Origin of the sequence: Paenibacillus sp. TAF43_2, from assembly GCF_052113545.1 — a bacterium.
Taxonomy (GTDB): Bacteria; Bacillota; Bacilli; order Paenibacillales; family Paenibacillaceae; genus Pristimantibacillus.
On sequence record NZ_JBFRDK010000083.1, the window covers coordinates 1 to 17,182 of the forward strand.

The 17,182-nt window shown below is 46.4% G+C and carries 11 protein-coding genes; 7 read left to right on the forward strand and 4 right to left on the reverse strand.

All coding sequences use genetic code 11. The annotated features are described in order from the left end of the window. The 3 genes from AB4Z17_RS18195 to AB4Z17_RS18205 all read left to right on the forward strand — a co-directional run. Positions 1-1,193: GDSL-type esterase/lipase family protein (locus AB4Z17_RS18195; RefSeq protein ID WP_441961224.1), on the forward strand; the 1,193-nt coding region annotated here is incomplete at its 5' end. A 245-nt stretch (positions 1,194-1,438) separates the two neighbouring features. After that, positions 1,439-7,084 carry a golvesin C-terminal-like domain-containing protein gene (locus tag AB4Z17_RS18200; protein WP_441961226.1) on the forward strand — a complete coding sequence of 1,882 codons (5,646 nt, stop codon included), beginning with the start codon at positions 1,439-1,441 and terminating at the stop codon, positions 7,082-7,084. Positions 7,085-7,366: 282 nt separating this feature from the next. Next, positions 7,367-7,927 carry a hypothetical protein gene (locus tag AB4Z17_RS18205; protein WP_441961228.1) on the forward strand — a complete coding sequence of 187 codons (561 nt, stop codon included), beginning with the start codon at positions 7,367-7,369 and terminating at the stop codon, positions 7,925-7,927. A 408-nt stretch (positions 7,928-8,335) separates the two neighbouring features. Here the strand turns inward: AB4Z17_RS18205 and AB4Z17_RS18210 are convergent, their stop codons facing one another. Both AB4Z17_RS18210 and AB4Z17_RS18215 read right to left on the reverse strand, forming a co-directional pair. Continuing rightward, positions 8,336-9,133: a hypothetical protein gene (locus AB4Z17_RS18210; protein WP_441961230.1), complete on the reverse strand. Its 798-nt coding sequence runs from the start codon at positions 9,131-9,133 to the stop codon at positions 8,336-8,338. Positions 9,134-9,891: 758 nt separating this feature from the next. Next, complete coding sequence (locus AB4Z17_RS18215; RefSeq protein WP_441907732.1) at positions 9,892-10,293, reverse strand: VOC family protein; 402 nt, start codon at positions 10,291-10,293, stop codon at positions 9,892-9,894. Positions 10,294-10,608: 315 nt separating this feature from the next. Here AB4Z17_RS18215 and AB4Z17_RS18220 point away from each other — a divergent pair, with 315 nt between their 5' ends. Next, positions 10,609-11,361, forward strand: coding sequence for an NADAR family protein (locus AB4Z17_RS18220; RefSeq protein ID WP_441961231.1), 753 nt, complete (start codon positions 10,609-10,611; stop codon positions 11,359-11,361). Between the two features lie 532 nt (positions 11,362-11,893). Then, positions 11,894-12,118 carry a hypothetical protein gene (locus AB4Z17_RS18225; protein ID WP_441961233.1) on the forward strand — a complete coding sequence of 75 codons (225 nt, stop codon included), beginning with the start codon at positions 11,894-11,896 and terminating at the stop codon, positions 12,116-12,118. Between the two features lie 791 nt (positions 12,119-12,909). Here the strand turns inward: AB4Z17_RS18225 and AB4Z17_RS18230 are convergent. Both AB4Z17_RS18230 and AB4Z17_RS18235 read right to left on the reverse strand, forming a co-directional pair. After that, positions 12,910-13,074, reverse strand: a complete 165-nt coding sequence (locus AB4Z17_RS18230) for an IS3 family transposase (protein ID WP_441961235.1) — start codon at positions 13,072-13,074, stop codon at positions 12,910-12,912. Between the two features lie 38 nt (positions 13,075-13,112). Then, entirely contained in the window at positions 13,113-14,039 is a 927-nt protein-coding gene (locus tag AB4Z17_RS18235) for a LacI family DNA-binding transcriptional regulator (protein ID WP_441907735.1), read from the reverse strand. 170 nt (positions 14,040-14,209) lie between these two features. Here AB4Z17_RS18235 and AB4Z17_RS18240 point away from each other — a divergent pair, with 170 nt between their 5' ends. Next, on the forward strand, positions 14,210-15,559 hold the full coding sequence (locus AB4Z17_RS18240) for an alpha/beta hydrolase (RefSeq protein WP_441961237.1): 1,350 nt from the start codon (positions 14,210-14,212) through the stop codon (positions 15,557-15,559). After that, positions 15,560-16,891: an alpha/beta hydrolase gene (locus AB4Z17_RS18245; protein WP_441961239.1), complete on the forward strand. Its 1,332-nt coding sequence runs from the start codon at positions 15,560-15,562 to the stop codon at positions 16,889-16,891. The last annotated feature ends 291 nt before the right edge of the window (positions 16,892-17,182 follow it).

The following is a 17,182-nucleotide window of genomic DNA, read 5'->3' on the forward strand; positions in this document are numbered from 1 at the left end:
CTCGAAGAGGGCTGCCTAATGTCATTTCGAAGTTGGAAAATGGGGAAACCGTGACAATCGTCTATTTTGGCGGCAGCAATACGCGTTCTCAAGGATATAGGGTCATGACGGGAGATTGGCTTCGAGGTAAATATCCTAATGCGGAAATCCGCACTGTGAATGCAGGTATTGATGGGACAGGATCAGACCTCGGCTGCGCACGTTTGGAGACGGATGTACTGCGTCATCAGCCTGATCTTGTGTTTGTCGAATTTGTTGGCAACGATGGCGGAGTCCCTGAATCCAAGGCGCGGATCGAAGGAATTGTCCGACAGATCCGCAAGCGAAGCCCGTTCACCGACATTTTGTTCGTTTATACGATAAAGGAGCGAGATGTGGTCTTATTTCAAGCCGGCGAATACCAGAAAGGGGCTATTATGCAAGAGGAGGTGGCCGATTATTACGGTATTCCTTCCATTCATCTGGGCGTAGCGGTCAGTCAATTGGTTTCCGATGGAAAGCTCATTTTCACCTCAAGGGCAGAACAGTCCAATCCAGGAGCCGTTATTTTTACGCATGATTCGGTCCATCCGACAATTCCCGAAGGGCATCAGATTTATACAGATACGATTACCCGGTCATTTGAGAAAATAAGCGAGCTTCGCGATCATCAGGGAAGACTCGAATATCACTTGCCTCGGAATCCGTTGGTCCCGGCTAATCCTTGGGAGTATGCAGCCATGCTGCCGCTGGATAATCTTACTCTTTTTTCGGAAGGATGGTCTTACATGACCCCCGATGATTTTGCGTTAGTGCGCGAATACAATTGGTTGTTCCCTGGCCTATGGCGAGCTGTCGATCCTGGAGAGGCTATCACGGTGCAATTCGAGGGGACCCATATCGGGTTATTCGATATCGGGGGGCCAGATTCTGGCCGATTGAAGGTGTCAGTTGATGGAGGCGAACCCTTCCTTATCGATCGATTCACACCCTATAACGATCATAATCGAAATCAATATGTTTTCTTGCCGGAGCTGCCGAATGGGAAACATACGGTTCGCTTCGAAGTCGATCACGAGAAGACAGACAAAGCGGCCGTGTTTGAGGAAAGCGGCAATGCTAAAAGTATGGAGCATGTTCGACAGCATCCAGCTTGGTATGATCAAACGGTCATTCAGCTTGGGAAGCTGTTAGTGGTGCAGCCGCCATTATAATAGATTTGTCCACTTGGAAAACCTACATTCTATCTGACTACGATTGAGCGGTCAATTAGGATGTAGGTTTTTTTTGAAATATAGGACAGGATATCATTTCCTTAAAATCTTATAAAAAATTGTTAAAATGAAAGAAATTTCATGGTGATATGACCTGCTATGATAAAAACGAAGGAGCTGGATTAGCTCATGGATTAGGCTAATTGCTTTTTTACGATCATTCAAGCAAAGGGGGCATTATTATTTTGGAAGCGTTATCATTTATAGGAAAGGCTGTGAGTGGTTTGGTCAAAAGGAAGCTGTTTTTCTTCATCGTTTTCATGTTGACGATAGTAGTTCCTTTCAGCCTGGTTGGAATAACGACCGCTTATGCGGAGACCTTACCTTATCAGACGATTATCATCGATGACGGAAGCATCACGATCAATGATGTTGTGACACCTGATGCGGGTAACGAGAACAATGGATATTCGGCACCAAATTGGACCACAAGCACAGGGGTGAAGGGGCATGATTATTCCAGCTCCAAATATACGAGTACAGCAGGCAGATCGATAACATGGAATCCGCGCTTGGAAGCAGGAACGGCGAAAATATCGTTATACAAGCTTAACTGGGAGGATAAGGCTGATAGCAATGTAAAAATCGAAATCGTTCATAATGGAACGACGGATGTACTCTTTCTGGATCTGAGACCCTCATCTGGCCCTCCTGTGGGATGGGTTGATTTGGGAGAGTACTATTTTTCCGGGGTTGGTGAAGAATTCGTTAAATTAACACGGTCTACCAGCACCACGAGCACGATACTTACGCGAGCTGATGCGGTCAAGTTCGAAGGTAATATTCAGCAGAAAGAGCCGCATAAGACGATCATTATTGATGATGGAAGCCTCACGATTGATCATATCGTCACCGTAGATGCAGGTAACGCGAGTAACGGGTACTCCGCTCCTTATTGGACCACAAGTGCGGGAGTGAAAGGATACAATAATTCCAGTTCCAAATATACAGACGCGGTAGGTAGAAGCATCACTTGGAATCCACGCTTGGAGGCAGGAACGGCGAGAATATCGCTCTATAAGCTTGATTGGGCGGATAAAGCAGACAGTAATGTAAAGATTGAGATTATTCACAACGGGATTACGGATGTTTTATTTATGGATCTTAGACCTACGTCAGGTCCATCGGTCGGATGGGTGGATTTGGGTGAGTATTATTTTAGTGGTGATGATACCGAATTTGTCAGGCTGACTCGAATGCAACCTACGACGGGTACGATTATTACTCGGGCCGATGCAGTCAAATTTGAAGGGAATATCCGTCAGCAAGCTCCGCCGTTGCCCGCGCTGCGGAGCCGTACATTRGCGAATCTCAGTTACACAGAAAAAGGCAGCATCGAAAATGCAAATTATAAGGCGACCTTCTATGAGGCAGCATGGGATGGAGGCAAATCCATCGTTCGTGACATGTTCTACAAGAACACGGACACAGGGAACTGGATGCCAATAAATAATTTATCGGAAAGACTTGAGGAGCAATGGGTTTTATTGGATGGGAATGCGGGGAGCCGAACCAATTACTACGATACGATGAACAAACGCTGGATTACGTTCGACGGAATCCATTTTCCAGACAGCCACACGGCGGTTTTAACCGATTCTATGCATGGCAGTGATTACGATTTTGAAGTGAACTGGTCCATGGCAGGGGATAAACCAGATGTTTCCTTCGCCTTCACGCCTCGCCGCGATGGCAATTATGTGATTGGATATCAGTCCTTCACAACAGAGCAAATCTCTGGCGTCAATGAAGTGTTAAATGGATTTAGGGCGCATGCAAAAATGGTTGGCACGGTGGAATCCACAAGCCTTAGGGAGCTTAGCGCTCCAATGAGTCTGGTGGAGAAGAATGACGGCGCGGGGAATCCTTTGACGTATGGGGTATTTGTACCTTCGGATGAGCTTCCGGTTGAATTTGAACCGACGGGAGGCGTTACGAAACAACGGCTTGGCATGAGCCTTGTCAATAATGAAGGCAGCGTGCAGCCAATCCTCTATGCTCCTCAGTTAGGGAATTATTCGCAAATGAGCGCAGAAAACACCTATCAATTTCATTTGGGACTGATCGCACAAAAAAGCAATCTTTACGAGTCCTACGCGGATATTCTTCGCAATGAGTACGGTTATTCGGCATACCGGGAAAATGTATCAGATCAGTCGCTTACTGACGCCATGTTCAATATGATTGATCTGCTTAAGATAGAGCCGCAAGGGGACGACTCTGTTCAGTATGTCCCGTCACCCAGCGGGTGGTGGAGCCGTGCCAAGGGCTTTATTGATATCGAAAACGAGGATAGCGTTCGAACAAGCTCGAATGCCGTTCTTTTGGGGGCTTATTATTTGACTGGGGATGACCAGCTTTACGATACGAGAGCATTGCCGTCCGTCCAGTATGGCGTATCGCGAAATGGCATCGGCTGGTCGCCGACGCAGAAGAAAGTATATGGCGTGCCTTCGTTATGGAAAATGGCCACCCTGCCGTTCGATGTTTCAAGCGTAGCCGCTGTCAATCAGATGATGAGCACTTCGGCAGGAATTGGGGCGCTGGCACAGGAAGAATACCTCGTGCGTGATCCTGACCAGAAAGACCGAGGTCCTGTCATTCAGCCCCTGATGATGTATCGGATGACGGGAGATATGCAGTATTTACAGGCTGCCAAGGATGCAGCCGACAGCTATATCATTCAGCATATCGAAACTCCTGAATCCATCAATGTGAGTAAAAATGAATTCATTTATTATTATAGCAAGCTGTGGATGGAGATTTTGGAGCTTTACGAGGAAACTCAGGATCCCAAATACTTGAATGCCGCTTATAAGGAAGCCAAACGGTATGCCACCATGTTCGTTGCTCGACCAGTTCCTGAAGGTACCGTTACAATTCCACAGCCCGAGACGTATAATTACGCGGAGTCGTTCCATTGGCCGGAAAGCGGTAAATACCAATATCCTAGGAGCAAGCTCCCAGAAGATGTAGCAGGAGGCGTACAAGCGGATAGTTGGCTTGTTTCACCGAACGGGTTGACGTTTGAAGCAGGAAGCACAACCGGCTATTATCGGATGAATGCACAGGAAGCTCCATTCATGCTGCGATTGTCGCTCTATACAGGCGATAAACTGCTGCAGGATATCGCTCATAATTCGGTTATTGGTCGATATTCCAGCTATCCAGGTTATTACTATAAGGGCTTTGCCGTTAGCCAACTTGAACCGGATTTCCCTCTGGAAGGCCCAAGTGGAGCTACATCTATCTATTATCACCATATACCGGGGCAGCTCGGGCAAACAATGGATTATTTGATCAGCGAACAATCATTAAAATCGAACGGGAGCATTACCTTTCCTTCCGTATTCGAAACGAATTTTTTATGGTTCAAATATCACCTTTATGGCAAAAATCCAGGTCATTTCTACGGTAATTCCGACGTTTGGCTCTGGATGCCCAAGGGAATTATCCAGACTAACGATCCTCAATTGAACTGGATAACGGGAGAGAGCGGGGATAAATTCTATATCGGGCTAAGCAACGCATCGTCAGATGAAGTTCAGACTTCGATTGAACTGAATGCGCAAATCATTGGTTTCAATCCGTCACTAGATTATACCGTAACCATCATCCGCGATAATGGCACACCAGAACAAGCGGTTATGAGTGGCGGAATTATTCAAGCTACGGTTTCAAGCAAAGGGATAACCGCGATCATTGTAGAGGGACTCCAGATTGATGTGCCGCTGCATCAGGTTCGAACTGCTGATACATCGGATGCAAGCTACTTCTTCGATACCCACAGTCCAATCGATGCGGTTAAAGGGATGCTGATCGTGAAGCCCGACGAGACGGTTTATGATGCTTATGTACAGGCAAAAACGACGAAACCAGCGACAATCCATTATTCCTTGGATGGCGGGGCTACGTATACAACCATCCCAGATACGATCTATCCGATGGAATGGTCAATACGGGTAAACGACTTATCTCAAACCTTCACTTATTACGTGGAATCGGACGGGAAACAGACCCGCAAACGGACACTTTATCTGCCTGATAAGGTATCCGAAACTCCAGTCCAACCCGATTGGCAGGAGGGTTCATCTATTATTGTAGATAATACCGAGGCGGAGACAGAAGGGGTCTGGATAAGGGATACAACGGCTAACGACTATTACTACGATAACTATGTGTATGCCAAATCGACGACCGGCACAGCAACAAGCAAAATTATATGGCGGCCGGAGCTGCCGGATACTGTTACTTACAGTGTGTATTACAAGCTTCCGCAAATAACGGCTGCGAGTGAAAGCTGGGCAACGAATGCCTCATTTACCGTTTATTATAGCGGGGGCTCCGAGACGATTGCTGTTGATGAGACAACGGCAAATGGAACTTGGGTGCACTTAGGCGATTATCCTTTTACAGCAGGCGATAGCGGGTACGTGGAACTAACCAATAAGGCCAACAAGTCACGGGTAGTTGCCGATGCAATAATGTGGGTAGACCCGAACAGGATGCCGCAATTGGAGTCTGCGGTGATCCTATCCGATCGGAACGAGCTGCAGATGACTCAAACCGCACAACTGAGCGTAACCGGCTATTTGGATAATGGTTTGATCGATGATCTATCACAGGCCAATGTGCAGTATTTCGTTGATCGTACGGATCTGGCTGAAGTAGACAGCAGCGGTAGGTTGACCCTTCTAAATCTCGATGGAGACACAGATCACATTGAGGTATGGGCCAATGTGACGATTGACGGAGTGACCTTAACAACGCCGCCTTTGACCATCGCGATCAAGGACCTAACGGTTATCGTCGACAGTACAAATACAACGGGGTTATACACGACAGAAGGGTCTTGGAGCCAAAGCAACTTAGCCGGATACAAAATTGGGGTTAAGTCCCGTTACTCTACCGTTCAAGGATCATCAGCAACGTGGAAAGGCCAGTTTCCAGAGGGGAAATATACGGTCTCCATCTACAAGATCGTCCATACGACGGCAAACGATAATTATGTCAAAGTGGAAGTAAAGCATCAGTCGGGTACTGAAGTCACGTATATCGATGCAACAGTTGGCTCATCGGGCTGGGTAAATCTAGGAACGTTCGACTTTACAGGAGACGGCAGCGAGTATGTTCGTTTAACCAGGGTTACTCCTACAACGGTAGACCCGCCAACACTTCCTGCCGATATGATCTATACGAGGGTTGATGCAGTCAAATTCGAACGGCATTCCGTTAGTCCGGAGCTGATTGTGAATGAGGCGCCAGGTAAACCGACACTTTCGAATAATAGCGGTGCTGCGACAGGCTTACATGATGGCAACTATGACGTTGCGATGAATATGTGGTGGGGAACCAATGGCTCACTGTATAAGTTGTACGAGAATGGCCAATTGATCCAAACGAAGTCCTTGCCCGTTGATTCGCCAGCTGTCCAAACTTCCATTATTCCAATTCAAGGCAAGCCAAATGGAACCTATGTGTATACATGTGAGTTATCGAATTTGTATGGAACGACTTCATGTGAACCACATACCGTCACCGTGGCTGATGCGAAACCTGGCAAACCTGTGTTATCCAGTGACAACTGGGATCAAGATGGGAACTATACCATTACTGCAAATATGTGGTGGGGCACGAACGCAGCACAGTATCGATTATATGAAAATGCCGAACTTATTGATACGCAATCTTTATCTTCACACTCACCAAATGCCCAATCGGCAAATACACAAATTTCGGGAAAAGCTCCTGGCATTTATCAATATCGCGGTGAGTTTATGAACGGAAGCGGAACAACGGTAAGTGATGTTATACAAATTATTGTAAAATAACCCTAAGAGCTGAGTGGATGAGAACGATCCACTCAGCTTTTTTTTATTGAAATCAAGTATTGAGCTATGCAAAATGCTTGTAAAACGATATATAAGAAATTTATTCTTCAAAAAGCATGACTGATTTCTGGCGTGCTTTTCGTTTTTGTTTTTATCAACGCCTAGATTCAAGACAAGTTATTTGCTTAGATGGTTGACTTTATTTTGTGTATTAAATAACCCGTCTACAAAACCGATAATAGCAAAGGTAGGAAATTATTGAAAAAAAGGGAGAGACTTAAAATGTCCAAATGGGGTAAAAAGAGCGTATACATCATTCTGTGCTTAGTCACGATGGCAGTATTTGCAGGTTGCGGAAAAGAGAAAACCGAAGAAGAGAAATTGCAAGAACAAGTACAGCAAGCTTTCAAAGATGCGGGGATACAACTAGATAATTCGTCTCAGTCAGATGAAAAACCTACTGTAGAGTCAGAACTAGCGGAGATCAACAACTTCGTCACCAGAGATATTTGGAACGATGGTCTTGTTAACATCGGTCACTTTGCCCACAGTGGTACTTCTGCAACAGGAGAAACCATAGATATGGAATTCATGATCCAGCAACTCGGCAAGGCAATGGAAAAGAAAGCAGAATACGATAAGTATATCCAAGAAATAGATTCAAAATATGATGAAGTGAAACAATTATGGACGAAGGTTTCAGGCGAGATTGATACTTTGTATAAAAAACTTCAAGATAATCCTCCAAAGCCTAATGACGCAGACTACGAGTTTGATACCGGATTGTATCAGCAATACAAAGATGCTTTTTCGGAAGAAATAGAAACACTAAACCAAAAGTAATAAACTACGTAATTCAGATGTTGAGCAGCTTTGTAAGATGACATAAGTGCTATTTATTTAGAGGCCGCAAAATTGCGGCTTTTTTATTTAAGTTATCAAGTTCATGTTTGGTTTAGTATAGTCGTCATCGAAAGATTAAACGAAGTCATTTACAAAAATGTGCTGAATAATATGACATACTGTTTTTAGCATTCTCGCCCTATAAAAAAGGTTGAGAATAATTAAACGGGTGGAGATATTACCATGATCCCATCAAACAAAGTAATTCTTAATTGCTCCTGAAAATGAAATTGAACCCTCAAAAAAGCGAAGACGATCAAGTGTGCTCGTGTTGTACAGGAAAACTGCATGATATGAGCACGGGAGTAGGCGGAAGTGAAGCTCGTGGAGAGTGCACCGGCCAAAGCTTCAGTCGGTCGGTGCGGCGTACTTCGTCACGTCCGGCTCAAATGTCGCTCCATTGGACAGGTCCACCTCCACGTGGGTAGTTCCGCGATCGTCGGTCAGCACGAGCATGCGCGAGCCTACGAGGGGAACGCGGTCGGCACTGGTGCGCATGTGCGCTGAGACGACCCGAGGAGTACCGGCGACGATGTAACCTACCTCGACCTTGAATACCGGGAGACCTGAGAGCCAGCAGTTCGTGAAGCTCACCGTGGTCAGTGTCCCGATGAATGAGTTGCCCTCTACTCGGAGGCGCTCGATGTCACTCTGACGTTGCCGGGCATGTGTGATCGATCCGGGCAACCGTAGAAGTGAAATGGCGGCCCAGAGGGCGAAGCAGGCTCCGATGACAGCGCCAAGCTCTAGCGGGATCGTCGGCGACGTCCCAATGGCCTCAAGGTTGAAGGGACGCGACGGATCGCTCGCCAGCGTCCAGATCAGTAAGACTCCAGCGATTACGACGAGTCCTCCTGCAATCGCTAGCGATACGAAGAGGCCGGCGACCCTGGTCTGTCCGAACTGTTCTACCGCTCGCGAGTACACTCCGCCAGTCACACCGATTGCGACGAACAGCAACACCACGGCGACGCCCACCGTGACCGGATGACCGAGGAGCATGCTGATCGCCGGTGTTGGCGCAAGACCGAGTAGAGCACCAAACGGCACGGAGCCTGTCAGCGCCCACAGTGCAGCAGCTGCGAACAGCCACGGCAGCAGCGGAGTCGCGCGTCCGACGCCACGTCCCGGCAGCAGCGCAGTCATTCGTCCGCCTCTATCCGTAGTGGAGAACAACGGCAGCATCTCACTGTGCTCATGTTGTCCCTCTGTAGCTTCCCTCATAGGTATCCTTCACCTCCATAATTTTTTAGCTATATTTTACCACTTATTGACTACTATATTGACTCATTCCCGTAGACTTTACAATAGGAAATAAACTCACGAACATGCATTAGAAGGCATGAAGAGAGCTGGATTTCACATAAAATATGGGCCTGTTGATGAGCCTTGGGGTGTTCGAAGATTGTATGTACACGACTCGATTGGTAAGCTTACCAACATTCTTGCTCATGAACATTGATACTCTAACAGCCAATCGTAAAGGGACCCTGATTTCTACATCTAATGCGAAAGGATAGTTCAATTAATCAGTAGCGAAGCTATGGGTTTGAAACCATCGCGGGAGTGACAGCAACTTTATAATTAGGGTGTGTTATGGAGCCAGTTATAGGATTAGATGGGGCTAAAGGAGCCAGCGTCGTTCAGGCTTTTCTACGAAGGAACGAACCGTACGGGATATTTGAGAATATTGCGCACGAGTAGAACAGTTTTGAACGACTGGGAGAAGCTTGATGAATCGAAGGTAATCTTGGGCAAGGTGCCGGTCATTATTTTGGAATATTGTTTCTATTGGATGAAAATTGGTGGGCAATTTCTCCAGAGTTATTAGAGGAAATCGAAAAGAACTGTTCGAAATATGAGAAAACGCCGGTGACCTTGAGCAGGTGACCAGCGTTTCCATATTAGCGTTTCGGCATTTTGCTCTCATCCATGTACAGCAGATTCCAACGGTGACCGTCCAAGTCGGCAAATCCTGCGCCGTACATCCAGCCTTCATTTTCACTCGGCTTGCCAAAGATGCTTCCTCCGGCAAACTCTACCTTTTGAATAAAGGCATCTACTTCTTCTCTGCTTCCAGCACCAATGGAAAATATTACTTCTGCGCAACGGGAAGTATCTGCGGTTTTTGAACCGGTAAATTTCTCAAACGCCTCATCCGGGAACAGCAGAATCGTTGTTTGGCCTATGGCAAGCTTGGCTCTCTCGTTTCCAACGCTCACCGCATGGAATCCAATCTCATTGAAAAAGGCAGTTGACTTCTCAACATCTTTGACCGGTAGGTTAATCCAAATCTCCTGTGACATGTCTGTAGCCTCCTGGAATAAATTTTTAACTTCTCCTACTATACTCTACTTCTGGCTGTAGAAGCGAATCCTATAAAAGAAACAGCAAAGTATGACATACCTGTCATGCATCCAGCGATTTACTTAGTAAATGCCCGTTCCATAATCAGGGGTAAACGTTCGACAGTATGCATCAGCCATTGTCAGAATAAAATAAAGAATTAGACTGACGTTACTTCATAAAGCCAACAAGCAGGATAGCTTAATCGCATCTAGAATAATAATAGAAAAATACGAATGTCGTTTATAAGTCGAAGGAAGAGTGGGGGAAGTTTCTTGGATGAGATTCCAAAAATCGCAAAAGAATTATTAAAGAATATTGAAGAAAATAAACGGAATCTTTTAAGCAGAAATGCTGATAAGAAGGTAATCAATTTTTATGAAATAAATAAGCCATATGGTTGTTTCTCGAATTTTTCGAAACATTCAATTACGTTACAAAACAAAGAATGGCCAACAACGGAACACTATTTTCAAGCTCAAAAGTTTGTAGGTACCGTTCATGAAGATGAAATACGTTTTGCCAGTACACCAATGAATGCCGCCCGATTAGGCCGAGATAAAAATAAACCACTCCGTAAAGATTGGGAAGAGTGTAAAGTTAACATTATGCGGGAAGCTATCGTCGCTAAAATAGAACAACATCCAAATGTTAAGTCAATTCTCTTATCAACTGGTGATTGTGCCATTGTTGAACATACAACCAATGATTCATATTGGGGAGATGGCGGTGACGGGCAAGGAAAAAACATGTTAGGCAATTTGTTGATGAACATCAGAAATAATATGGAGAACTATGAGCCAGAGTTCTTTCTTCCTCAATGGATTACGTTTCCAGACATTCATCCATTTAGCATTGGATGGAGAATGGGTATTGGTGAAACATATTTAACTTATTTGTGGGAGTGGAGAATGAAACAATCTCCTGAAGCTTTAAAAGAATACGATGATTACTTTACGCCACCTAAGATTTGGGCTGACTCTAAAAAAATGCAAGAAGCAATGAGAAATAAATCGAACGAAGAATAATAAATCATTGAAACTTAATGGTTACGTATTAAAAGATTAAGCAAGGTCCTAGGGTGATAGGTCGAAGAGAAATCTAAAACGTAATTTTGAAATTGTTGTTTAAATATCGACGTTTGTGACAAAAGCCATAGAAAAAATCGATATACATACATATGTACAAAATAGTATGTTGTCTTCATATGCATAAATTCGCATAAAAGACTTGATTTAACTTAGGTTTGATGGTTAGAGTCACAATGAGTAATACGCTTGGGGTGAGAAGATCCTAAAGCAAATTCTGGTTGCAACGACCTCAGTGCTATAATGTATGACATGTGCGAGTGGAGATATTATGCAGGTGGAGCAGCCACTTTTCATATGGTAGATGGTGGACACTTTTTTATTACAGAGAATTATGAACCTGTGTGGATATTATCAATCAAAGATTGATAAAAATTTACAATGTGGGATAAAATTCTAGAAAGCCAATGATAGATCGTTTTATTGTGAACTAATCTTCATTTATCTTAATTGGAAAAGAGGTTTTGAATCAATGAATAGCAAAATGATTTGGGGGATAGTATTATTAGCGCTGAGTTTGTTTTTTAAGCCATTATTGGCGATTGTGGGGCTGAATGAAACGTTGTTCGGATTGCAATGGCAAGGTGAAACTGTGTTTTCATTGCGTCCATTCTTAGTTCGGATCATTCTAGCAATAATTGGTATTATCATGCTTATCATCGGCGGTAAGCAAGTTACAAAGCAGAAGAATAAATAGTTGAAAGGTTCGAGAGCACAACAATTAATCTTGCTACAGTATTAAACGTTTATATCAAGGTATTGAAGACCGAAAAAGATTATGATAATCCCCAAAAGGGGATTTTTTAATATTCAAAGAACAAAAGGAGCCAGTGAGGCTCCTTTTGTTTGTAATTATCACGATTTACGAATGTGACACATCACGAACTTTAATATTGTCAGATGACAAGAATATGAGCCGACTAATTACCGCGTAATTAACGAAAATATACGCTAAGCCCTGAATCCGGCTTGGCGTTTTTTCTTACTTTAACCTGAAACGGTACGATCATTCAACAAGCCGAGTATCAAAGTTCCAATTAATAGAATAGAAGCAAAGGTGTAAAAGGTGTGCAACAATCCATGAGATGTCATAATCCCAGCGTCAATAATTGTCACCTCATTTGGAACTGAAATCCCAAAAGGCCCCAAACAGAAGGCTAAGAATAGTACGATGTTGCCAAAATGACTTATCATTGTCATAATATGATCCACGTATGTTCCCCATTTTTGAAAATGACTTGTGTGCGCCCCGACAAGGACAACAACACCTAAGCTTTTTTTAAAGTAAGAAATGCTCGCCTAATTCATAGGCGAGCATTTCTTTTAGATTATTTAATTAACCTTTAGAATTCCTGAAAATTGATTAGGTGCAACTCTATTTTTCAATTATAAGACTAATTGAAAAAAGTATATGTTCAACTAGTGGATTAACTCCATGTTACAACATATTAGAATTCATCATCTGCAAACGTATTAAAGATAACCATGTCATTTAATAAAATAATCTAGTGTTCCGTGGATTTTATGGAAATTGAACCACTGGACGTAATCATGGGGTTCGATGTCAAACTGTTCTTCCGCGAGGAAATGCGCATGGATAGCGAAATCCGTCTTAAAGATACAGCGAGCTACTCGTTCTATGGATCTGCTCATCCCCCATGTCTCATAGGTTCATGACGAGCCCCAGCTGTTTAATCCTTCTTGTCCAGAGAGATGTACTGATCCTCGGAAGCGCCGAAAGGAGTGTGCAGTAGCGCGCTCATTAAGCCGAAAGCGACCTCGGACTTGGAACGAGTGAAAACAAACTTTGTGACCTGCTCGGGAAGGAGTTCCGGGCATTCCGAGGTGCAGACGACGACAAGGTTCTCCGGGCTCAGGTACTTCAGTACCTGCAAGGCCAAAAATTCGTTGAAGACGACGAGAGGCTTGTTCTCGTGCTGCTGTATAAATTGCTTGAGCGACTCTTCGTCGCTGGTGGCCGCAAATACGAGCGATTCGTCCAATCCCGAAGCGGATCGAATGATTTCGTGATACCGCTCGTTCGACATGTGTTCGTGAATGAGTGCATAAGGCTGTCCGGCCGGCAATGACGAGTTCAAATCACTGAACAATCGTTGGAAATCAGGATTGACTTGCCGGAACAAGGAATCGTCGATCAAGCTGTCCACGATAACCAGCGGCGAGCCGTATTGCAGATTCCTCGATATCGCATGGAAGGATTGGGCCATAGCGTCAATCAGAAAGACGCCATCCAGCTTGCGCTCGGCAATGATCTCGAAATTGGGTTTGGCCGGATCAATTTGGGATACAAGGAGATGATAGCTCTTCTCCCGGCATCGGCGCTCTAATCCGTCAAGGAAAGCTCCGTAGCTGACCAGCTTTGGAATGCGGGCGTCTCCGGTGCTGACGAACAGCACGCCGAGGACGTTGGTTTTACCGAGTGAGAGCGACTTCGCCGTCAAATTTTGAACGTAATGAAGCTTGCTCGCTGCCGTAAAGACCCGCTGCCGCGTCTCTTCTGGAATCGTCTGGGTGCTCACGTAATTAAGGACATAGCTTACCGTGGCGACGGAGACGCCGGCTTCTTTGGCTACGTCGCGAAGTGTCGTTTTTTTCATCGTATCAGTAACCGCCTCGTTAGAATCAAAAGTTTAGATAATCATAAGTCCGAACTTGGAAGGATGTCAAACTTGCCGTTGACAAGCCTCGGGAAACGCCCTATACTGAAGCCACTTAACCGGTTAAGTTAAAACTTGAAGAATGAAGTTCTCAGGAGGGGCTATGCAATATGGAAAATTCGGCTCAATCGAAGCTGATCGTATTACCCGGGGTGCACGCATCCCGGCTGGGGAACGAAAGAGACATCTACATTTATTTGCCTGCGGGCTATGACGATGATCCGTCCGTAAGGTATCCCGTGTTGTACATGCACGTAGGCCAGCACGTATTCGAGCCGAGCAAGCCATCCGGAGAGTCCTGGGGTATGCACCGCGTAGCGGACCGACTATTGGCGGAAGGGCTGATTCGGCCAATTATTATCGTAGCGGTCGAACATAAGTACGAGGACGGAACCAGTGAATATTTCCACGACCTGTGCGCGTATCCTATTCGCTGCGTCGGCGAGCTTTACGAGCATTTTTTAATCGAAGAGCTGAAGCCAATCGTAGATCGCGGATTCAGGACACTGCCGGATGCGGAACATACGGCGTTAATGGGCTCCTCGGCGGCCGGCATTGCAACGTACAACATCGGGCTCCGCCGTCCGGACGTATTCGGCATGCTGGGCATCCTGTCGCCTTTTTTCGTCCAGGTAGATCCCGGCACGCTGGAAGAAACGCCGCAGTATCGGCTGTATCCTTATAACGATGGGCAGAAAATATGGATGGACATAGGTGGGGCTGAGGGGTTCTTCATGCCATCCCACGTGCGGAGCGTCGCGGAGAATATGCAGCAAGCTGGCTGGAAGCAAGGTGAGGAGCTTTATTATTATCTGGACATGGAAGCCGCGCATTCCGAATGGGACTGGAGCCGCCGGGCGCACATGCCGCTGCTGCACTTCTTTGGCGAAGCCGCCGATGTGTCGGTTCTCGCGCTTGAAGGGGACGGTATCGTCGGTGTCAACGGGCCTGTTGTGGTCGTTAATGCGGTTGCCGCTCTTCACAACGGCATACGCTTCAGTTTGCTCAGAGCCGATTACCAGACGGATAATCCGGATGTCCTCGGGATTTCGCCAGACGGAAGGCTGCTTCCACGGAAACCCGGCACTGCGACGATCGTCTGCCGCTATGGTGGCCAAGAAGCGGCCAGAATGTATACTGTCGTGAAACGGCTATCTGAGACCGTCGTCGTCGAGCTTGAAATTCGCGTGCCGGATACAACGCCGGAAGATGCCGAGATTTATGCGACGTTCGGCGTTCCGAAGCTTGGCAAAGGATTGTATGGCGGAACGGTCAGTTTGCCTAGAGGATTAACGTTCGATTTTCTCATCACCCGGGGCTACGATAAGGAAGAGGTCGATCGGGATTTCGGGCGGATGCCTTACAGAAGGCTTGTCACGGACGAGGACAAGAGAGTCGTTTACACGGTTCATAATTGGATAGACTTAAGGCCAGTTAGGGGAAGAGAGGAGGAGATTTGAATGACGCAGCCTTCGCGAGTGGAAACCATCGCGAATTTCCGATCGGAAATTATGCGCAACGAAAGGGACATTTTCGTTTATTTGCCGCCCGGCTACGGGCAGGAAGCGGACAGGACGTATCCGGTACTTTACGTCCATGACGGGCAGAACGTATTCCATGAAGCATTTAACGGGCAGTCATGGAACCTGCACCGCGTATGCGACCGTCTGATTGCGGAAGGACGCATCGAAAAATTGATCGTCGTGGCGGTTTCGAATATGGGGCTGGAGCGAAACAGCGAGTTCGCGCATCAAGGCTCGTTCGCGGAGGAGCTCGACTACCCTTGCCGGGGAGAGTTCTATGAACGTTTCCTGACGGAGGAAGTTAAACCCTACATCGACCGTACTTACCGGACGAAGCATGAGAGCCGCCATACCGCACTGATGGGTTCGTCCAGAGGCGGGCTCGCGACTTACCATATCGGGTTCCGCCGTTCCGACGTTTTTGGCAAGTTGGCCATGGTTTCGCCTTATTTTGCCCAATACAATGAGGAGACGATGACGCATCTGCCCATCGTTCAGACTTTCGATGGGAAAGGACCGTTTCAATTATGGATAGATGCTGGCGGCTTGGAAGGCATGACTGTGCGTGTCGATCACGTCAGGCACATGGCAGAGCATTTCGTGAAGCTAGGCTACCGGTCTGGAGACGACCTCGTGTTCTGCTACGAACCGATGGCAGAGCATAATGAGGCAGCTTGGGAGCAGAGGGCGTACGCGCCACTTGTCTTCTTCTTCGGAGACAAAGGATCGCCAGTCTCAGCCGAGTTAATCGGTGATCCTGTTGCCGGGATCGAGGGAGCCGAGGCATGGGTATACCCGCTTGTCACATATGAAAGCGGTTTAGTCTCGGTCGACCTGGACGCAAGCTTCCGCGTAACGCCCGAAGGCGCAGCGGTGGTCGATGCGACAGGCTTGATCCGGGCAGTCAAGACGGGGGAATGTGAGATCGCGTACAGCGGACATGCGCTGACCGCATCGACAACAATCAGGATCGTGCCGGAATTGTCCGAAGAGGTCGAAGTGGAGCTGGAAGTTGTTGTACCAGACGATACCTCGGCAACGGCGAGAGTATACGCGGGGGAGGAACTGGAGAAGTCCGGACCTCGCTACTACCGAAGGCGGCTTTTCCTGCCGAGAAATACGGGATTTTCTTTTCACATCTCAGAGCATACTGGTCTAAGGGAAGCAGGACCGGAGGGGTCGGACGTCCCGAAGCGTCGGTTCGTCGCCGACAGCAACAAGACGTTGCAGTATGAAGTCCAAAGTTGGATGCAAAGTCAAACGATATGAATACGGGGGAATTTCCGACGAAAACACTGACTGATTTTGTTTGGCTTAAGCTTTACAATTCAAGATAGAGCGACCTCCTTAAGATGGCTATAGGGCTATGACCGGTGACTACCCCATCGTACTGGAGTCGCACGTTTCAATGCAAAGCGCAAAATTAACGCTCTACAGGAATCCTAAACGGGGAACTATAGCACAATAAATAAAGCGGTAGCCGACTCATAATAACCGGCTGCCGCTTTATTAAGCAAGCTTCTTATTTTTCACAGCAGAAGAATGGTGTGTATTACGAGA